15 protein-coding genes are annotated in these 18957 nt (G+C 71.2%); 4 read left to right on the forward strand and 11 right to left on the reverse strand.

Translation table 11 applies throughout. The features are described 5' to 3' along the window. Positions 1-18: 18 nt before the first annotated feature. The 4 genes from MKP15_RS07165 to MKP15_RS07180 all read right to left on the reverse strand — a co-directional run bounded on the left by MKP15_RS07165 (position 19) and on the right by MKP15_RS07180 (position 4299). Positions 19-462: a BLUF domain-containing protein gene (locus MKP15_RS07165; protein WP_240212240.1), complete on the reverse strand. Its 444-nt coding sequence runs from the start codon at positions 460-462 to the stop codon at positions 19-21. An 83-nt stretch (positions 463-545) separates the two neighbouring features. Beyond that, a complete protein-coding gene (locus tag MKP15_RS07170) occupies positions 546-2606 on the reverse strand; it encodes a TonB-dependent copper receptor (RefSeq protein WP_240212241.1) in 2061 nt (686 codons plus the stop codon). A 69-nt stretch (positions 2607-2675) separates the two neighbouring features. Beyond that, positions 2676-3107: a DUF2946 family protein gene (locus tag MKP15_RS07175; protein ID WP_343236711.1), complete on the reverse strand. Its 432-nt coding sequence runs from the start codon at positions 3105-3107 to the stop codon at positions 2676-2678. A gap of 208 nt (positions 3108-3315) precedes the next feature. Continuing rightward, positions 3316-4299, reverse strand: coding sequence for a LysR family transcriptional regulator (locus tag MKP15_RS07180; RefSeq protein WP_161615023.1), 984 nt, complete (start codon positions 4297-4299; stop codon positions 3316-3318). Between the two features lie 162 nt (positions 4300-4461). Between MKP15_RS07180 and cysG the strand changes: the two genes are divergently transcribed. The 3 genes from cysG (at position 4462) to MKP15_RS07195 (ending at position 7660) form a co-directional block, all read left to right on the forward strand. Then, on the forward strand, positions 4462-5925 hold the full coding sequence (gene cysG / locus MKP15_RS07185) for a siroheme synthase CysG (RefSeq protein WP_240212242.1): 1464 nt from the start codon (positions 4462-4464) through the stop codon (positions 5923-5925). Positions 5926-5945: 20 nt separating this feature from the next. After that, positions 5946-6905, forward strand: a complete 960-nt coding sequence (cysK, locus tag MKP15_RS07190) for a cysteine synthase A (protein WP_104939441.1) — start codon at positions 5946-5948, stop codon at positions 6903-6905. Positions 6906-7078: 173 nt separating this feature from the next. Next, entirely contained in the window at positions 7079-7660 is a 582-nt protein-coding gene (locus MKP15_RS07195; RefSeq protein WP_240212243.1) for an O-acetyl-ADP-ribose deacetylase, read from the forward strand. Positions 7661-8030: 370 nt separating this feature from the next. On the opposite strand, the gene MKP15_RS07200 is transcribed toward MKP15_RS07195, so the two are convergent. The 4 genes from MKP15_RS07200 to MKP15_RS07215 form a co-directional block, all read right to left on the reverse strand. Next, complete coding sequence (locus MKP15_RS07200; RefSeq protein WP_104939443.1) at positions 8031-9035, reverse strand: class I fructose-bisphosphate aldolase; 1005 nt, start codon at positions 9033-9035, stop codon at positions 8031-8033. A gap of 164 nt (positions 9036-9199) precedes the next feature. Next, positions 9200-10666: a pyruvate kinase gene (gene pyk / locus MKP15_RS07205; RefSeq protein WP_104939444.1), complete on the reverse strand. Its 1467-nt coding sequence runs from the start codon at positions 10664-10666 to the stop codon at positions 9200-9202. Positions 10667-11012: 346 nt separating this feature from the next. Beyond that, positions 11013-11657, reverse strand: a complete 645-nt coding sequence (locus MKP15_RS07210) for an HAD hydrolase-like protein (RefSeq protein ID WP_240212244.1) — start codon at positions 11655-11657, stop codon at positions 11013-11015. Next, positions 11654-12832 (reverse strand): phosphoglycerate kinase, encoded by a 1179-nt coding sequence (locus tag MKP15_RS07215; RefSeq protein ID WP_233996216.1) that lies wholly within the window; start codon positions 12830-12832, stop codon positions 11654-11656. Before MKP15_RS07215 ends, MKP15_RS07210 begins: the two co-directional genes overlap by 4 nt. 82 nt (positions 12833-12914) lie before the next feature. Between MKP15_RS07215 and MKP15_RS07220 the strand changes: the two genes are divergently transcribed. Continuing rightward, on the forward strand, positions 12915-13475 hold the full coding sequence (locus tag MKP15_RS07220) for a GNAT family protein (protein ID WP_240212245.1): 561 nt from the start codon (positions 12915-12917) through the stop codon (positions 13473-13475). 112 nt (positions 13476-13587) lie between these two features. On the opposite strand, the gene MKP15_RS07225 is transcribed toward MKP15_RS07220, so the two are convergent. The 3 genes from MKP15_RS07225 to gap form a co-directional block, all read right to left on the reverse strand. Next, positions 13588-14967, reverse strand: a complete 1380-nt coding sequence (locus MKP15_RS07225) for a DUF3999 domain-containing protein (protein ID WP_240212246.1) — start codon at positions 14965-14967, stop codon at positions 13588-13590. After that, positions 14964-17675 (reverse strand): DUF2339 domain-containing protein, encoded by a 2712-nt coding sequence (locus tag MKP15_RS07230; RefSeq protein ID WP_240212247.1) that lies wholly within the window; start codon positions 17673-17675, stop codon positions 14964-14966. Before MKP15_RS07230 ends, MKP15_RS07225 begins: the two co-directional genes overlap by 4 nt. A gap of 168 nt (positions 17676-17843) precedes the next feature. Beyond that, positions 17844-18845 (reverse strand): type I glyceraldehyde-3-phosphate dehydrogenase, encoded by a 1002-nt coding sequence (gene gap / locus MKP15_RS07235; RefSeq protein WP_104940251.1) that lies wholly within the window; start codon positions 18843-18845, stop codon positions 17844-17846. Positions 18846-18957 lie beyond the last annotated feature (112 nt).

The following is an 18957-nucleotide window of genomic DNA, read 5'->3' on the forward strand; positions in this document are numbered from 1 at the left end:
GCAGCATGCGCGGCGCGATCAGCTGGCCACGGCTTCCTGCTGCTGCTCCCAGAACGCCAGCAGTCCACGCAGCCCCGGCGTGTCGCCGGCATGCGCCAGGTCCTCGCCCAGGTACCGCGCTTCCTGCCGCCACTGGCGGCTGCTCAGCTCGCGCAGCGCGCTGCCGTCGGTGCGGCTGCAGCCCATGTGCCACTGCGCGAAATACAGCTGTTCGACCGGGCCATCCTGCAGCTCTTGCAGCCCGACGTGCATGCGCGAATCGCGGATGCGCGCATAGATCTTCTCCACCCCGGCCGGCGGCCCTTCGAAATACTGGAAGAAGCGGTGGCCGTCGTGCAGCAGCACGCCGGTGACGCCTTCCATGCGGTTGTGTGCGCGCGCGTCGATCAGCAGGCGGTCGAGATCGGCCGGCGTCAGCCCGGCCACGGCGGTGCTGACATAGGCCACGGCCCGGTGCGTCATCTGCGGTTCCTGCTTCGTCCCTGGGTGCGCAAGCATGACACAGGCGTCCCGCCGCCGGTGGCCCGGCAGCGGGACCCGCCGCGTCAGTAGCGGTAATCCAGCTTCAGCCAGAGCGTGCGCCCGGGTTCGTTGATCCGCACCGGGTCGGCGGGGAAGCCGAAGTCGGCGCTGCCGGCCAGGTTCAGGTGTTCGGCATAGGCGCGGTCGAACACATTGTCCACGCCGGCACTGGCGCGAAGGCCGTCGCTGATGCGGTACGCGGCATTGAGCGAGAGCGTGGCGAAACCGGCGCTCGGCCCGAGATCGCGCGCCACCACGTTGCCTTCGTCCTGCGCCACCCGGTCCTGCCCGGCCACCACCCGCAACAGCGCGCCGGTGGACCATTGGCCACGCTCCCAGGAGGCGTTGAAACGGCCTTCCAGCGGCGGGATCTGCGGCAGCGGCCGCCGCTCATCGCGGTTCTCACCCCAGGCATAGGCAAGCGTGCTGCCCAGCTTCAGGCCCTGCACCGGGCGCCATTCCAGCCCGGCCTCGGCACCGGCGATGCGCGCATCGACATTGCCCGCACGCGTGCTGCTGCCCATCATGCCGCCGCTGCGGTAGGTGAACAGGATGTAGTCCTGCAGATGCCCGGCATAGGCCGACACCCAGGCATCGAGCGTGCGCCCGCGGAACTGCAGGCCGAGATCCAGCTGGGTGGTCTTTTCCGGCGTCACCCCGGCGAAGGCATTGGCGCTGCCGGCCGGGCCGGCGTCGGCCGAGAACAGCTCCCAGTAGTCGGGCATGCGCTCGCTGTGGCCGAGCCCGGCATACCAGGTCCAGGCCTGGCCGTGGTCGCGCTCATAGCGCAGGAAGCCGCTGCCCAGCGTTTCCTCGCGCGTCTGCCCGGCGGTCGGATTGGGCATGCCCATCATCCCGCTGGTCAGGCGCAGGTCCTTGGCCCGCGCCTTGTCCACGCGCAGGCCGCTGACCCAGCGCCGCGGCGTGTCCTCGCCGAAGGTCAGTTCGGCGAACGCGCCCGTGTTGCCGAGTTCGGCGTCGCGGGTCCACGGCATCTGCCGGAAGGTGCCGCGGCCCATGCCCTTGCGCTTGCGGTGACTGCTGTCCTGGGCGTCGATGCCGGCGACCACGGCCACGTCCTGCCAGCGCCATTCCGAAGCGATGCGGCCGCCGCGGGTGCGCCGCGCCACGTTCGACGCCATCGGCATCGGCATGCTGCCGTTCGGGTTGGGCGTGCGCAGCGTGTAGTTGTCCATCACGTGGTCGGCCTCGTTGTAGTACAGGTTGGCCTGCAGCCGGTCCCAGGCGCCGGGCAGGTTGCCGCGCTCGAAACGCAGGCCGTAGCTGCTGCGCTTGAACGCCGCCCCGTCCATGCCACGGCCGGCATAGCGCGCCAGGGCATCGCCGGTACCGGCATTGAGCTCGAGCACGGTGTCGGCATCGGGGGTCCAGCCGATCGCGGCGTCGGCGTTCCATTTGCGCCAGCGCGACGGCACCACCTCGCCGTTGCCGTCGCGGTAGTCGCCGGACTCGGAGCGGTTGCCATTCACCCGCACATAACCCGGGCGGCTGCCGAAGCTGGCATCGAGCATCTGGTCGTTGCGGTTGTTGGAGCCGCCCAGCGCGCTGGCCTGCAGCTCCATGCCCGGCGCATCGAAACGCGGCATGTCGCGCTCGAAGCGCACCGTGCCGGCCGAGGCACCGGCGCCCCAGCGCACGCTCTGCGGCCCCTTGACGACGGTCAGCCGGTCGTAGGTTTCCGGCGCGATGTAGGACAGCGGGTTGTCCATGCGCGAGGGACAGGCACCGATCAGGCTGCCGTCGTTGCTGAGGATGTTCAGCCGCGAACCGGACATGCCGCGCAGCACCGGGTCGCCATTGGTGCCGCCGTTGCGGATCGCGGAAAAGCCGGGGACGGTCTTGAGGTAATCGGCGCCATCGCTGGCGGGCACCGGCTGCCGCGGCAGGCGCGGATCGGTGACCCAGTTCAACGGCGAGGACGGCGCCGCGCTGGTCACCACCAGGGTGTCCAGGGTCTTGATCGACTCGGGCGCGTCGGCGTGCGCGAGCAGGGGAAACAGCGCCAGGCAGACACAGGCGGCCAGGCACGCCGGGGCGCCCGGCATACGGGAAACGGGATACATGGAATTCTCCGGTACGACATGCCACGTGCCGCACGAAGCGACAGGCAGCGGGAAAAAGGGAATCTGTCGTCAGGAGAACAACGGCGGCCCACGCGCCGGGTGCGCCGGCCAGCGCAGGCCGGCGCTGGACACGGTGGCGCGCGGCGCCTGCGGCGCAACGCGGTACAGCACCGGCGCGAGCACCAGCAGCAGCGCCAGCCAGGGCAGCAACCGCGACGCCATGGTGCAGTAGTCGCAGGCCTCGCCGTGCGCGGCATGCGGGTCTGGCGGGCGCGGTTTGTCAGTATCCGTGGCCGTGGCCGCACCCGTGTGCCCGACATGCCCGGCGTGCGCTGCATGTGCATCGGACATCGGCGGTACCGCCGGCGCCGAGGGGGCCATGGCCATCGGGGCCATCGCGTGCGCCATCGCCGTATGCGTCCCCGGCGCGGACTGGATCCAGCGGCTCACCACCGGTGCCAACGCCATCAGCAGCGCGGCCGCCAGCGCGAGCAGCAACATCCAGCGGTGCAGGAGCGGGGATCGGGTCACGCCCCGATTTTAAGACCGCGTCATCGCGGCCCATGTGCGACACATCGCCGCAGGGGAAAAAGCGGGCAACCCGCGGCGGGGAGCCCGCCACCACAACGGCCGGGAGCAGCGCGGACGGGCAAAGGCGATTGCGTCCGCCTTCCCGGGTTCCTGGTTCGCGTGCGCTGGTTCCTGCTTGTCAGTTGGTGATGGTCTGGGTCAGCGCTTCCCAGCTCGGTGGCACCGGCCAGTCGGCCTCCTGGTTGCCGTCCAGCACGCGCCGCAGGTCGCGCTTGTCGATCTGCGGCGCCAGCACGTGCACCAGTTCCAGCGCGTAGTCGCGCAGCACCCGGTCGCGCGGCAGTACCGCCCAGGCGGTGCATTCGGGGATCGCCGCCGGCGCCGGCCAGGCGCGCAGGTCGCTGTCGCCGGCGCTGACCGCCATTTCCGCCAGCAGGCCCACGCCCAGGCCGGTACGCACGTAGGTCTTGATCAGGTCGGCGTCGAGCGCGGTCAAGGCCAGGTCCGGTTCCAGCCCCTGCGCGGCGAAGGCGCGACGCAGCGAGGAACTGGGCCGGGTCGAGGATTCGTAGCTGATCAACGGGTGCGCCGCGAGCGCGGCCATGTCCGGCTGGCGCCCGGCGCGGTCCAGCGCGTGCCCACGCGGCACCAGCACCAGCCGCCGCCAGCGGTACAGCGGCACCGCGATGCCGGTGCTCGGTTCGCCGCCGGCGGTACTGACGATGGCGATGTCGGCGTCGCCCTGGCTGAGCAGGTCCAGCGCATCGCTCTCGGCCGCCTGCTGCAGGTGCACGCTGACCTGCGGGTAGGCCTGCTTGATCCGCGCCACCGCCGGCGGCAGCACGAAGCGCGCCTGGGTATGGGTGGTGGTCAGCACCAGCTGGCCGTGGCTCTCGCGGCGCTGGTTGGCGGCATAGGTGCGGATGTTGTTGGCTTCGGCCAGTACCAGCCGCGCCCGCGCGATCACTTCCCCGCCGGCCGGGGTCACCGACTCCAGGCTGCGCCCCTTGCGCACGAACAGCAGGAAACCCAGCTCGTCCTCCAACTGTTTGAGCTGCTTGGACAGCCCCGGCTGGGTGGCGTGCACCCGTGTGGCCGCCAGCGTGATGTTCAGCTCGGCGTCGGCGATTGCCACCAGGTAGCGCAGTTGGGTCAGGGTCATCGGGGGTCGGGACGATGGCTCGGCGGGGACCGACCCACTGTAGGGCAGATCGCAGGGGCTACTTATAACCGAAAGTAATCTGCAAGGCGGGGCATGTCATTTCCGGGCGGCCCGGGCCGGGACTACGGTCAGCATCCCTGCCACGACCGCCCCTTCCCCGCCTTGGACGCCCCCCTGTTCCCGCTGTTTGCCGATCTCAACGGCCGTGCCGTGCTGGTGGTCGGCGGTGGCGCGGTGGCCGGGCGCAAGGTCGAGGCACTGCTGCACGCCGGCGCGCGGCCGCGGGTCGGCGCACCGCACCTGTCGCCGCCGCTGCGGGAGCTGGCCGAGGCCGGCCGCATCGACTGGCTGCCCGGCCTGTTCGACACGCGCTGGCTGGCCGAAGACGTGTGGCTGGTGGTCGCCGCCACCGACACCGCCGCGGTCAACCAGGCGGTCGCGCGTGCGGCCGAAGCGCAGCGGTTGTTCGTGAACGTGGTCGACGACGCCCAGCTGTCGCGCTTCCACGTACCGGCGGTGGTCGAGCGCGGCGCGCTGCAGATCGCCGTTTCCAGCGGCGGCGCCGCGCCGATGGTGGCGCGGCATGTGCGCCGCCGGCTGGAGGAGCTGTTCGATGGCGCCTGGGGCCAGCTGACCGCACTGGCCGGGCGCCACCGCCCGGCGATCCGCGCACGCTTCCCTGACACCGCCGCGCGCCGCCGGTTCTTCGACCGCCTGCTCGATGGCCCGGTGCTGGAGCTGCTGCGCCGCCAGCGCCCCGCCGACGCCGAATCCGCGCTGCGCCAGGCCATGGCCGACGAACCGCCGGCAACGGCCGGCTCGGTGGTGCTGGTCGGCGCCGGTTCCGGCGACCCCGGCCTGCTCACCCTGGCCGCGCTGCGCGCGCTCAACCAGGCCGACGTGATCCTGCACGACCGGCTGGTCAGCGCCGACGTGCTGCAGCTGGCCCGCCGCGACGCCGACCGCATCGAAGTCGGCAAGTCCGCGCGCGGCCACAGCACCCGCCAGGAGCACATCCATGCGCTGATGCTGGAACACGCCCGCGCCGGCCGCCGCGTGGTCCGGCTCAAGGGCGGCGACGCGTTCGTGTTCGGCCGCGGCGGCGAGGAACTGCAGTTCCTGCGCGCGCACGGCATCGCCTACGAGGTGGTACCGGGCATCACCGCCGCGCTGGCCTGCGCCGCGCACGCCGGCATTCCGCTCACCCACCGCGACCACGCCCAGCAGCTGCGGCTGGTCACCGCGCATTGCCGCGAATCGCTGGACACGCTCGACTGGCATGCGCTGGCCGCGCCACGGCAGACCCTGGTGTTCTACATGGGCGTGGCCGCGCTGGCGCGGATCCAGGCGCAGCTGCTCGACGCCGGGCTGCCCGCCGCCACACCGTTCGCGCTGGTGGAAAACGGCTCGCGCCCCGGCCAGCGCGTGGTCAGCGGGCACCTGCGGCACCTGGCCGACGCCGCCGCCACGCATGCGGTGCAGTCGCCGGCACTGCTGGTCGTCGGCGAGGTGGCCGCGCTGGCGGACGAACTGCACTGGTTCGGCCAGGCGCCATTGCCGGCCACTCCGCACGCACCCTCACCTTCAGCAAAGGCGGCGTCGCCGACACTGGCCGACGCCGCCTGATTCCCTTCCAGGAGATCCCCATGGCCATCTACAACAGCATCCTCGACACCGTCGGCAACACCCCGGTGGTCAAGCTCAACCGCCTGGCGCCGGCCGGGGTGGACGTCTACGTCAAGGTCGAGTCGTTCAACCCCGGCGGCTCGGTCAAGGACCGCCTGGCACTGGCGATCGTGCTCGACGCCGAGAAGCGCGGCGTGCTCAAGCCCGGCGACACCATCGTCGAGGCCACCTCGGGCAACACCGGCGTCGCCCTGGCCATGGTCGCTGCCGCGCGCGGCTACAAGTTCGTCGCGGTGATGACCGAGACGTTCTCGGTGGAACGCCGCAAGGCGATGCGCGCCTACGGCGCCAAGGTGATCCTGACCCCGGCCGCGGCGCGCGGCACCGGCATGGTGGAGAAGGCGAAGGAACTGGCCGCCAAACACGGCTGGTTCCTGGCCAGCCAGTTCGCCAACCCGGCCAACCCGGCCTATCACCGCAACACCACCGCGGCCGAGATCCTGCGCGACTTCGCCGGCCGGCGCCTGGACTACTTCGTGAGCGGCTGGGGCACCGGCGGCACCCTCACCGGCGTCGGCGAGGTGTTGAAGCTGGCGCGCCCGGACACCCGCATCATCGCCACCGAGCCGGCCGGCGCCGCGCTGCTCAAGGGCGACGAGTGGAAGCCGCACAAGATCCAGGGCTGGACCCCGGATTTCCTGCCGGCGGTGCTCAACCGCAACGTCCACGACGCGCTGTATGCGGTGCAGGACGAGCGCGCGATCGAGACCTCGCGCCGGCTGGCCGCCGAGGAAGGCATTTTCGTCGGCATCTCGGCCGGCGCCACCGCCGCCACCGCGCTGGAAGTGGCCGCCACGGCACCGGCCGGCTCGGTGATCCTGGCCATGCTGCCCGACACCGGCGAGCGCTACTTCTCCACCCCGCTGTTCGCCGACATCAACGAAGGCAGCGACGACGACTGGCTGGCCGGCCTGCCGTAAGCCCGGCGCCCCGCCTCCCGCCCCCCGCACAAGGCCGCCCCCGGGCGGCCTTGCTGCTTGCGGGCGCCGCGTCGCAGCCGTGGAGACGGGCTTTCCTCAGACTTTGCCGCGGGCCGGCGCAAGCCGTGCACCCGTCACGTTTTGCTCATACATGGAAAGGGAAGATCGCGGGCATGAACATCGACATCTGGCACGGCGACATCACCACCCTGGACGTGGACGCCATCGTCAACGCGGCCAACGAGAGCCTGCTCGGCGGCGGCGGTGTCGACGGCGCGATCCACCGCGCGGCCGGGCCGGGCCTGCTGGCCGAATGCACGCGCCTGCCGGAGCTGCGCCCGGGCGTGCGCTGCCCGCCCGGCGAAGTCCGCGCCACCGGCGCCCATGCGCTGCCGGCGCGCCATGTGTTCCACGCCGTCGGCCCGGTCTGGCAGGGCGGCCAGCGCGACGAAGCCGCGCTGCTGGCCAACTGCTACTGGCAGTCGCTCAGGCTGGCCGAACAGATGCGGCTGGAATCGATCGCCTTCCCGGCAATCAGCTGCGGCGTCTACGGCTACCCCATGCACCAGGCCGCGGCCATCGCCGTCACCGAAACCGTGACCTGGCAGAAGAGCCACGCGCGGCCGGTGCGCATCGTGCTGGTGGCCTACAACACCGCCACCTTCAAGGCCTACCAGCAGGCGCTGGCGGTCGCGGCGCAGGCAGGGCCGGCGTTCCCGTCGATGGACGATCCGCTGCCGTCGTTCGCGCGCTGACCGGCCGCGGGATCGTTCCCATGCCATCGCCCGCCGCTGCAGTGCATTTCCTGGAGAGCGAGGCAACGCCCCGCCGGACCTTTCCGGCAACGCCACCGCGGGCGATCCCCAACGTTGCGGAACCTTGCAACCGCGTGTGGTAGATGCGGGGCTTGCCCCGCATGGAGCCTTCCCTGCGAAGGCCCGCTGGGCGTTGCCTGGCGCTACGGCGCCCCGCGGAGACGTGGGCGGGTGCGCCGCTGGCGCATGGCCGCAGAAGCTGCGCCATCGGCACACCGCCGAATCGGTCATGTCTGGCCCTGGACCTGCGCGCAAAGGAAAACGCCGGCGCAGGGCCGGCGTTTCCACGTCCATCAGCGTCAGGCGGCGATCAGCCTTCCCACTTGCCCAGCGCGGCCAGGCCGTTCTCGCGGGCGCGCTCGTAAACGGTCTTCTGCGCGGCGGCGTAGTTGCCCTGCATGTCCTGGGCCCACAGCTTCAGCGCGGCCTGCTGCATGGCGCGGCCGTAGGAGAAGCTCAGCGGCCACGGCAGCTTGTCGAGCTGGTTCATCGCGTTCAGGTGCGCGGTCGACTGTTCGTCGCTCTGGCCGCCGGACAGGAACACCACGCCCGGCAGGATCGCCGGCACGGTGCTCTTCAGGCACATCACGGTGGCTTCGGCCACTTCCTCGACGTCGGCCTGCTCGTCGCAGTCCTTGCCGGAGATGACCATCGAAGCCTTCAGGATGGTGCCTTCCAGCAGCACGTTCTGCTGGTACAGCGCGTCGAACAGCGAGCGCAGGGTGGCTTCGGTGACTTCGTAGCAGGTCTCGATGTCGTGGTCGCCGTCCATGATCACTTCCGGCTCGACCATCGGCACCAGGCCGCATTCCTGGCACAGCGCGGCATAGCGGGCCAGCGCGTGCGCGTTGGACTCGATGCAGGTGCCCGACGGGATACTCTCGCCGATGTTGATGACCGCGCGCCACTTGGCGAAGCGGGCGCCGAGCTTGTAGTACTCCTGCAGGCGCTCGCGCAGGCCGTCCAGGCCTTCGGTGACCAGCTCGCCCGGGCAGCCGGCCAGCGGGTGCGCGCCCTTGTCGACCTTGATGCCCGGGATCATGCCGTGGTCGGCCATGTACTTGGCGAACGGCACGCCGTCGCGGGTGCTCTGGCGGATGGTTTCGTCGTACAGGATCGCGCCGGAAATATGTTCGTTGAGCTTCGGCGTGGTCAGCAGCAGCTCGCGGTAGGCACGGCGGTTCTCTTCGGTGTTCTCGATGCCGACGCTGGCGAAGCGCTTGGCGATCGTGCCGGTGGATTCGTCGATGGCGATGATGCCCTTGCCCGGGGCGACCATGGCCTGGGCGGTTTCAGCCAGCAGTTCGATGCTCATGAAGTTCCTGTGACGGGGTGCGGGAAAACCCGGATTATAGCCCGCGGCCGTCGTTGCCCGGCCGTGAGGACGCGCTGGAACCGGTTTCAATCCGTCCGCCAGGACAAATCCTGTCCACTGCAGTCATGCACGGGCCATCGCGGTGGCCCGTGCACGCAGATCCGTCAGAGCTCGCCCAGCCCGCTGGCGCGGCCGTCGCTGCCCACTTCGAGCAGGCGCAGGGTATTGGTGGCGCCATGGGTTTCCATGTGCTCGCCGCTGGTGAACACCACGCGGTCGCCGGCCTGCAGCAGGCCGGCCTCGACCAGCAGGCGGATGCTGCCGCGCGCCGCCTCGCGCGGGGTAAAGCCGCGGCTGTCGAAATTGATCGGGAACACATCGCGCATCAGCGCCATCTGCCGGCGCGCACCGTCATGCCGGGTGACCGCATAGATCGGTGCCTTGGCCCGGAACCGCGACAGGTAGCGCGCGGTGCCGCCGGACTCGGTCATCGCCACGATCGCGCGCACGCCCACGTGCTGGGACAGGAACATGGTGGCCATGGCGATGGCCTGGTCGGCGCGCTCCAGGTTGCGCGGCGAGGCATTGAAATCGGTCTCGGTCTGGAACTGGCGCTCGGCGCCCAGGCAGATGCGCGCCATCGCCTCGACCGCCTTGACCGGGTAGGCGCCGGCCGCGGTCTCGGCCGACAGCATCACCGCGTCGGTGCCGTCGATGACCGAGTTGGCCACGTCCAGCACTTCGGCACGGGTCGGGATCGGGCTTTCGACCATGGACTGCAGCATCTGCGTCGCGGTGATCACCACCTTGTTCTGCGCCAGCGCGGCCTTGATGATCTTCTTCTGCAGGCCGGGCAGTTCGGCATCGCCGATCTCCACGCCCAGGTCGCCGCGGGCGACCATCACCACGTCGCTGGCCTCGACGATCTCCTCCAGGTTCTCGATCGCCTCGGTACGTTCGATCTTGGACACCAGCGCCGCGTCGCAGCCGTGCTGGCGGGCGATCGCGCGGGCGTCGTTCATGTCCTGCGCGTTGCGGCAGAACGAGACAGCGATGAAGTCCACGCCGATCTTCGCCACGATGCCGATCAGTTCCTTGTCGCGCTCGGTGAGCGCACCCAGCGACAGGCCGCCGCCCTGCTTGTTCAGGCCCTTGCGGTCGGACAGCACGCCGTCGTTGAGCACGCTGGTGACGATGCGCTCGCCCTGCACTTCCACCACCTGCAGCTGCATCAGGCCGTCGTCCAGCAGCAGCACGTCGCCGGGGCCCACGTCCTGCGGCAGGCCGAGGTAGCTCACGCCGACCTGGGTGGCGTCGCCGGGCGCCGCGTCGGCCCTGGCGATGAGGTCGAAGCGGTCGCCCACCTTGAGCTGCACCCTGCCCTCGGCGAAGCGCTCGATGCGGATCTTCGGGCCCGGCAGGTCGGCGAGGATGCCGACTTCCACGCCGACCCGGTTGGCGGCGGCGCGCACTTCGGCGGCACGCTTGGCCTGGCCGGACGGATCGCCATGCGAGAAGTTCAGGCGGACCACGTTGACACCGGCGCGGAACAGATCGTCGAGCACGCCCGGCGCATCGGTGGCCGGTCCGAGGGTGGCGAGGATCTTGGTGCGGCGCTGGCGTTCGATCATGGTGCGAAAACTCCCTGAAAGGCCGCCGAAATTAGCATATCCAGTGCATGACAACGATGTCGCATACGATTTCAGAAGACACTTTCAACGCTGTCCCGCAGACAGGGCGGACAGCATGTCCGGACATCGCCCGCGCGTTGCCCGGCGCTGTCCGCCCGCCCATGCACAAGCGGACATGGATCGGTCGCGGACTGTCAGCAAGGGACAGCCTGGTGGCCAGCCAGGACAACGCGCCGGCAACCACCGGCACCTGCGACGCGCAGCCCGTGGACCGCGCCCAGCGCAACGCGTGCGCGGCGCGCGCGGGTTCAACGCACGCCGCGCGGCCTGCATCGCCGCCATCGCATCAGCGCGACAGCAGCTGCTCCAGTTCGGCCGGCGTGCCGGCCAGTGAACCGGCACCGGCCGCGGTCAGTTCCTCGCGGCCACCGAAGCCCCACAGCACGCCGATGTTGCGCATGCCATGGTGGCGCGCGCCTTCGATATCCATGCGCCGGTCGCCGATCATCCAGCACCGCGCCGGCGCCAGCGACAGCCGCCGCAGCGCTTCGCCGATCAGTTCCGGCTTGTGGCTGCGCGCGCCGTCGGCGGTGGCGCCGATCACCTCCTCGAAGCAGCCACCGAACGGCAGGTGCTCGACGATCCGCCGCGCGTGCGGCTCGTTCTTGGCGGTGACCACCGCCAGCCGATGGCCGGCGGCATGCAGCCCCTGCACCACCCCGCCGATGCCGGCGTAGACGTCATGCTCCTGCCAGCCGTGCAGTTCGAAGCGTTCGCGGTACAGCGCCACCGCCTGTTCGACCCGCTGCGCGTCGCCGAACAGCGGGGCGAAGCTGGTGCGCAGCGCCGGGCCGATCCAGCGGCGCAGCTCGGCCGGCGGCGGTACCGGCTGCTGCATCCGCTCCAGCGCGTAGGCCACGCAGCGGGTGATGCCGACGGCCGAATCGATCAGCGTGCCGTCGAGATCGAAGAACAGCACATCGCGGCTCACGCCCCGCGGGCCTCCAGCGCGGCCACGGCCGGCAGGGTCTTGCCCTCGAGGAATTCCAGGAACGCGCCGCCGCCGGTGGAGATGTAGCTGACCTTGTCGGCGATGCCGTACTTGTCCACCGCGGCCAGGGTGTCGCCACCGCCGGCGATGGAGAACGCGTCGGATGCGGCGATGGCGCGGGCCAGCGCTTCGGTGCCCTTGCCGAAGGCATCGAACTCGAACACGCCGACCGGGCCGTTCCATACCACCGTGCCGGCCCTGGCGATCAGCGCGGCGTAGTGCGCGGCGGTCTGCGGGCCGATATCCAGGATCATGTCGTCGGCGCCCACCGCATCGACCGCCTTGACCGTTGCCGGCGCGTCGGCGGCAAAGGCCGGCGCCACCACCACGTCGACCGGCAGCGGGATCTCGGCGCCGCGCGCCTTGGCCGCGGCGTCGATGCCGCGCGCCGTTTCCAGCAGGTCGTTCTCCACCAGCGACTTGCCCACGCCGTGGCCTTCGGCGGCGATGAAGGTATTGGCGATGCCACCGCCGACGATCAGCTGGTCCACCTTGCCGACCAGGCTGGAGAGCAGTTCGAGCTTGGTCGAGACCTTGGAGCCGGCGACGATCGCCAGCAGCGGCCGCGCCGGGTTGGCCAGGGCCTTGTCCAGCGCATCCAGCTCGGCCATGAGCAGCGGCCCGCCGGCGGCGACCGGGGCGAAGCGGATCACGCCATGGGTCGAGGCCTGCGCGCGGTGCGCGGTGCCGAACGCGTCCATCACGAACACGTCGCACAGCGCGGCGTACTTCTTCGACAGGGCTTCATCGTCCTTGCCCTCGCCCACGTTCATGCGGCAGTTCTCCAGCAGCACGAGGCTGCCCGGGGCCACCTCCACGCCGTCCACCCAGTCCCTGACCAGCGGCACGTCCACGCCCAGCAGTTCGGACAGGCGCGCGGCCACCGGCGCCAGCGAATCGGCCTGGCTCCACGTGCCTTCCTTCGGCCGCCCCAGGTGCGAGGTGACCATCACCGCCGCGCCCTGGGCCAGTGCCCGCTTCAGCGTCGGCAACGAGGCGGTGATGCGCTGTTCGGACGTGATCCTGCCGTTCTCGTCGATCGGCACGTTCAGATCCTGGCGGATCAGCACGCGCTTGCCGGCGAGGTCGAGGTCGGTCATGCGGACGATGGACATGGCGGGGTCGGCTCCGGAAGACTGTGGGGAAACCGCAATTCTCGCCCGCCCCCGCAGGCGGGGCAAACCCGAGGTGCACCGCATGCCGCCCCACGTGCCACAACCCGAGCTGTGCAGCCCCCGGCTGCGCCTGCGCGAAGTGCGCGCGGACGATGCGCCCGCGCTGTTCGCCATCCACAGCGACCGGCGGGTGATGCGCTACTGGAGCTACCCGGCGTGGACCGAGCTGGCCCAGGCCGAACGCAAGGTGGCCGACATCCAGCGCCAGCGCCGCGAGCAGGAGATGCTGGTCTGGGCGATCGCCGACGCGCACGACGACCGGCTGATCGGCACCAGCGCGGTGTTCGCGATGCAGCGTGGGCAGGGCCGCGCGGAGATCGGCTACAGCCTGCACCCGGACTGGCAGGGGCGCGGGCTGGCCAGCGAGGCGCTGCGCCTGATCCTGCGCCACCTGTTCGACGGCCTGGGACTGCGCCGGATCGAAGCGGACATCGACCCGCGCAACCAGGCCTCGTGCCGGCTGGTCGAAAGGCTCGGCTTCGTCCGTGAAGGCGTGCTGCGCGAACGCTGGGACGTGAACGGCGAGCTCGCCGACAGCGCGCTGTACGGGCTGCTGCGCCGCGATTTCATCGACCCGCCGTAGCCGCGCAGCGGCCTGCGCAACGGGGCGCACCGGCCTGCCCGCGGCCGCGCGCGGGCCGGCTGCGCCCAGCCACTCCCATCGCCGCCACCGGCGCCACCGCCATGCAACGGCGTCAGTCGCCCGCCGGACGCTGGCCGCGCAGCAGGCTGAGCGCGAAGCCGGCCACGGCCAGCGCGCCGGCCACCAGCACCGCCCACAGCAGGAGGCTCTTCCAGTCGCGCGCCGGTGCCGCCGGCACGTAGGCCGCGTCGCCCGCGCGTACGCTCGGCTCCCCGAGGGCGGCCGCCGCCGGCTGCCACTGCGCGCCGTTGCGCGCGCGCAGCGCGGCCAGCATCGGTTCCAGGTGGCTTTCGCGGGCGGTCGCGCGTGCATTGCCGGCCACCAGCCGGTACGGCGCCCGGCCCTGGGCGAGGAACACCACGCTGCCCGGCCGATAGCCCAGTTTCAGGACCGGCGCCGGCGTGCCGGCCACGGCCGGTTCGGCCTGCAGCTGCCATTCGCGGTCGGCGCTTTCCTGGCCGAGTTCCAGCGGCGCCGACGCCTGCCTGCGCCCGCCTTCCTGCAGCGTCCACGTGTTCCAGCCGGTGGCGCGCACCTGCCAGGCCGGCTCCGCGGCGTCCGCCTTGCGGTCGTCGTCGCGGCTGGACACGGTCCAGGCCACCGCGGTGTTGGGCGGCATCGCCACGTCCACCCGCTGCACCGGGAAGCGGCCCTGCAGCCGGTAACGGAAACGGGCCGGCGCGGCGTTGTCGGGCGTCGAGGCGGCCAGTTCGAGCCACTGCCAGTCGTCCGCCGCCGCGTCGCCGGCCAGCTCGCCGCGCAGCGCGCGCAGCGGCGGCGCGCCTTCGCGCTGCAGTGGTACCAGCCGCAGGTAGCGCAGCGACGTGGACAGCGCCACGCGGTCGCTGTCCAGCTGCCGGCCCTGGTTGCGCAGCCGTACCAGCCGCACTTCCGGGTCGAGCACCTGCCAGCGGCGCAGGTCATCGCTGCCTTCCAGCCGATAGCCCAGGTCCAGCGGCTGTGGCTGGTCGTCCCATTCCACGCGCAGCGCCTGCACCTGCCCTGCCCGCCGGCCCAGGTCCACCAGCCACGACGGATCGCCGGCGGACACGCCGGCAGCGCCCGTCGCGCTGCGCACCGACACCACGTTGCCGCCGGCGTCGCGCTGCACCACCACGCTCAGGTCGCCGCCCGCCGTGGTGGCCGTGGCGGCGGGCATGGCGAACCAGTCCAGCTGCACCTGCCGCGCCGGCGCGGCGATCGGGATGGCCGCGGCCTGCAGGGCGCTGGCCATCGGCTTGCCGTCGGCGTCGAGCACCTGCACGTCGCGCAGATCGCGCCAGTAAGCGGCGCGGTAGACGCCCGCATCCAACGTAACCCGATAGGCGCCGGCATCGGCCTGGGCCGGCTGCAGCGGCCACTGCAGGGCGAAATCGTCGGCCGCCTGCGCCGCCAGCGGCAGCAGCGCCATCCACCACAAACGCCTGATCATGCGGATGCTTCCTCTGGTTGCGGTTCGTTGCCGCGACCACGCGGCGGTGCCGGCGCCAGCCAGCCGACCAGCGTGCACAGCAGTCCGTAGGCAATGAAGGCGCCGATGCCGAGCAGATCGCCCAGGTTGCCGCGGTCGATCAACAGCAGCTTGGCCAGCACCACGCCCATCAGGATCGCGCCGGCCAGCCACACGCCCCATTGCCCGCGGCGCGAGCCGCTGACCCAGCCGATCACGCCCAGCAGGCTCCAGGCCACGGTCAGGCTGGTCTGCGCCAGGCTGGTACCGATCAGGCGCCCGTTCCAGTCGACGCCGCCCCAGTGATGCACCCCGCGCAGGGTGATGACGCTGACCAGCAGCAGCCCCGCCAGTGGCAGCAGGCCGCGGCGCAGTCCGGCCGCGCGCGGCCCCGCCGGCTCGGACCACAACAACATCGCCGCCAGCACCAGCACCGCCCACTGCGCCAGGTCCAGCGGATTGAACAGCGCGATCCATGGCAACGGCGCCGACGCGCCGGCACTGCCCAGCGACACCAGCCACCACAGGCCCAGCACCGCGAAGATCGCCGCCTGCAGCGGCGTGCGGTAGCGGTCGAACGCGGTACCCAGCGGCTGCGCCAGCCAGTGCCAGCGGCGGATCGACAGCGCCGCCAGCAGCAGCCACGGCAGCGCCAACAGCATGCCGACCCAGCCGCCGGCCAGTTCGAAACGCGTACCCAGGTGCCAGGACAACAGCGACAGCACCGTCGGCCACAGCAGCCACCAGGCAAACTGCGCCGCACCGGCGATGGCGTCGCCCGCCGCGCGCAGGCACAGCAGGCTGCGCAGGCCCAGCGCGGCGAACAGCGGCCAGGCCCAGGCGCCATGGCCGGCGAACGGCTGGCCATACGCGCCGAGCTGCAGGAACGCCAACGGGAACGCCAGTACCAGGCAGCCGAGCGTGGTCAGCGACAGTGACAGCGCGGGGCGGCGCCGGTGCACCTCGGCCGCCAGCCAGCCGCTGATGCCCAGCAGCAGCAACAGGCCATGCAGCACGCTGCGCGGCTCGACGAAGCGCGCGACCTCGGTCCCGATGTTGCCCATCCACCAGACCAGGCCCCAGGCATAGGCGATCGCCGCCAACAGCCGGTTGCCGGCGTCACGCAACAGCCAGGCGCTGGCGAAGGCGGCCAATGCGATCAGCAGCGCGCCCATGAAGGCGGCGTTGGCGACCGCCGATGCCGCGGCGTCGCGCACGCCGTGGGCGCCGTCGATGCCCACCGCCAGCGCGAACGCCGCCGCCAGCTGCAGGCCGATGCCGGTCCAGCGCGCCAGCCGGCGCTGCTGCATCAGGCCCAGCCAGAGCAGGCCGGCGCCTTCCAGCGCGAACACCGAGGCGGTGGCCTTGGCCGACAACGCCAGCGGTACCGCCAGCGTGGCGAAACCCACCGCCAGGATGGCATGGCCCTGCGCCAGCAGTTGCAGCCGCTCGCGATGCCACGACGCACGCGCCAGCAGTGCATAGACCGCCGCCACGCCGAGCGCGCACAGGGCCAGCGGCATGCGCTCGCCCTGCAACAGGCCGGCCTGCAGCGAGAAGGCCACCAGCGGCGTGCCGAACAGCAGGCAGCCGTCGATGCGCGCGCCGCCCGGCGTCGCCGCCCGGCGCGCATACAGCAGCGGCAGCAGCAGGTAGAACGCGAAGAACAGCACCAGGAACGGCTCGGTGCTGGCGAACTTGGCCGGCGTGTAGTCCAGCACGCCCCAGAGCGTGCCGATGCCCCAGGTGAAAGCGAAGCCGAGCAGGTTGAGGATGCGCCACGGCCGCACCCAGGCGATGGCGAAGATGCCGGCATTGAGCAGCGCGTAGTACGAGAACAGGCCGACATGGTTGCCGCTGCCGTCGGACAGCCAGATCGGCGCCATGAACCCGGCCAGCACGCCGAGGATGGCCAGCGTGCGCGATTCCTGCAGCACCGCCATCACGCACAGCCCGGCGATCAGCACCACGCTGATCGCGAACGCCGGCAGCGCGTCGATCAGGCCGTGGTTCTTGAACGCGGCGAACACCACCAGCAGCAGCACGCCTATCGCGCCGCCCTGCAGGGCCAGCGCGAACGCGCGGTGGCTGGTGCGCTTGCGCCAGGCGAACACCAGCCCGGCCAATGCCACCAGGCTGATGCTGGCCAGGCGCAACGCGGGCGGGAAACTGAACCAGCCGGCGTCGCTGCCGTACTTGAGCAGCGCCGCCACGCCGGCCAGCAGCACCAGCATGCCGACCTTGACCGGCACGTTGCCGCGGGTGAACCACTGTTTGATGCGCGCGACGCCGCGCTCGATGAGGTTCGGCCCGGGCGCTGCCGTCGCTTCCGGCACGGGCGCTGGACCGGGCGCGCTGCGGACCTGCCGCGGCGCGACGGGTTCACGCAGCGGCGGCAACGGTGGCGTAACCATGGGCGGTGGGGGCTGCGGCGCATCCATCACCGGTTCCGGCACCGGTTCGACCGGCGCGGGCGGGAGCTCCCACGCCTGCGGCAGCCCATGCCGCGCGTCGCCCGGATCGGCGGCGCGGCCGGCTTCGCCGACCTGCCCGCGCGCCAGCGCGTCCTCGAGCGCGGCCACGCGCCGCTTCAGCGAGGCCACCGATACCAGCGCCATGACCAGCAGCACCGGCACCGCCAGCACCACCGCCAGCAGCAGCAACCCCAACAACACGATCTCGTCGTCCATTCGCCGTCCCTGTCACCGGAAGGTGCCGCACCACCTTCATCCACGCCCCGTCGAAACGCAAGCCGCACAACCGCCACGGCGGCGCCCTGCGCCCTGCCGCATCCGTGCCGCCGCAGGCAAAAAGAAGGGCGCCCGCGGCGCCCTTCCTTCATACCCCCGCGGTGCGGATCAGGCCGCGACCACGCGCACCATCTCCAGGCACTTGTTGGAGTAGCCCCACTCGTTGTCGTACCAGCTGACCAGCTTGACGAAGGTGGAGTCCAGCGCGATGCCGGCTTCGGCGTCGAACACCGAGGTGTGGGTCTCGCCGCGGAAATCGGTGGCCACGACCTTGTCCTCGGTGTAGCCCAGCACGCCCTTCAGCGGGCCCTCGCTCTGGGCCTTCACTTCGGCGCAGATCTCGGCGTAGGTGGCCGGCTTCTCCAGCTCGACGGTCAGGTCGACCACCGACACGTCCGAGGTCGGCACGCGGAAGCTCATGCCGGTGAGCTTCTTGTTGAGTTCCGGGATCACCACGCCCACGGCCTTGGCCGCGCCGGTGGACGAGGGAATGATGTTCTCGAGGATGCCGCGGCCGCCGCGCCAGTCCTTGTTGGACGGGCCGTCGACGGTCTTCTGGGTGGCGGTGGCGGCGTGCACGGTGGTCATCAGGCCGCGCTTGATGCCCCACTTGTCGTTGATGACCTTGGCCAGCGGCGCCAGGCAGTTGGTGGTGCACGAGGCGTTGGAGATGATCGCCTGGCCGGCATAGGTCTTGTCGTTGACGCCGAACACGAACATCGGCGTGTCGTCCTTGGACGGCGCCGACATGATCACCTTCTTCGCGCCGGCATCGATGTGCTTCTGCGCGGCTTCCTTAGTCAGGAACAGGCCGGTGGATTCGATCACCACGTCCACGCCCGCCTCGTCCCACTTCAGGTTGGCCGGGTCGCGCTCCTGGGTCAGGCGGATCTTCTTGCCGTTGACCAGCAGGTGGCCGCCTTCGATGGCGACATCGGCCTTGAAGCGGCCGTGCACGGAGTCGTACTTGAGCATGTAGGCCAGGTAATCCGGCTCCAGCAGATCGTTGATGGCCACGACCTCGATGTCGTTGCCGAAGTTCAACACTGCCGAGCGCAGCACGTTGCGCCCGATGCGACCGAAACCGTTGATGCCGACCTTGATTGCCATGTTCACGAACTCCTGCGGCCGCAGACCGCTGCGGCGGGGGTGGAAAGGGGGCTCATTGTAGCAGCCGGGCCCCGCCCGCTGGCCGCGGCGGCCCGCGCCCGCACCGCCGGCG

The organism is Stenotrophomonas sp. Y6 (assembly GCF_022436665.1).
In the GTDB taxonomy this organism is placed as follows: domain Bacteria; phylum Pseudomonadota; class Gammaproteobacteria; order Xanthomonadales; family Xanthomonadaceae; genus Stenotrophomonas; species Stenotrophomonas acidaminiphila_A.

What these genes read in the sequence shown, in the direction of transcription:
- MKP15_RS07165 (WP_240212240.1), bottom strand. Translation starts at nt 462, where the DNA reads ATGACGCACCGGGCCGTGGCCTATGTCAGCACCGCCGTGGCCGGGCTG.
- MKP15_RS07170 (WP_240212241.1), bottom strand. Translation starts at nt 2,606, where the DNA reads ATGTATCCCGTTTCCCGTATGCCGGGCGCCCCGGCGTGCCTGGCCGCC.
- MKP15_RS07175 (WP_343236711.1), bottom strand. Translation starts at nt 3,107, where the DNA reads ATGTTGCTGCTCGCGCTGGCGGCCGCGCTGCTGATGGCGTTGGCACCG.
- MKP15_RS07180 (WP_161615023.1), bottom strand. Translation starts at nt 4,299, where the DNA reads ATGACCCTGACCCAACTGCGCTACCTGGTGGCAATCGCCGACGCCGAG.
- cysK (WP_104939441.1), top strand. Translation starts at nt 5,946, where the DNA reads ATGGCCATCTACAACAGCATCCTCGACACCGTCGGCAACACCCCGGTG.
- MKP15_RS07195 (WP_240212243.1), top strand. Translation starts at nt 7,079, where the DNA reads ATGAACATCGACATCTGGCACGGCGACATCACCACCCTGGACGTGGAC.
- MKP15_RS07200 (WP_104939443.1), bottom strand. Translation starts at nt 9,035, where the DNA reads ATGAGCATCGAACTGCTGGCTGAAACCGCCCAGGCCATGGTCGCCCCG.
- pyk (WP_104939444.1), bottom strand. Translation starts at nt 10,666, where the DNA reads ATGATCGAACGCCAGCGCCGCACCAAGATCCTCGCCACCCTCGGACCG.
- MKP15_RS07215 (WP_233996216.1), bottom strand. Translation starts at nt 12,832, where the DNA reads ATGTCCATCGTCCGCATGACCGACCTCGACCTCGCCGGCAAGCGCGTG.
- MKP15_RS07220 (WP_240212245.1), top strand. Translation starts at nt 12,915, where the DNA reads ATGCCGCCCCACGTGCCACAACCCGAGCTGTGCAGCCCCCGGCTGCGC.
- MKP15_RS07225 (WP_240212246.1), bottom strand. Translation starts at nt 14,967, where the DNA reads ATGATCAGGCGTTTGTGGTGGATGGCGCTGCTGCCGCTGGCGGCGCAG.
- MKP15_RS07230 (WP_240212247.1), bottom strand. Translation starts at nt 17,675, where the DNA reads ATGGACGACGAGATCGTGTTGTTGGGGTTGCTGCTGCTGGCGGTGGTG.
- gap (WP_104940251.1), bottom strand. Translation starts at nt 18,845, where the DNA reads ATGGCAATCAAGGTCGGCATCAACGGTTTCGGTCGCATCGGGCGCAAC.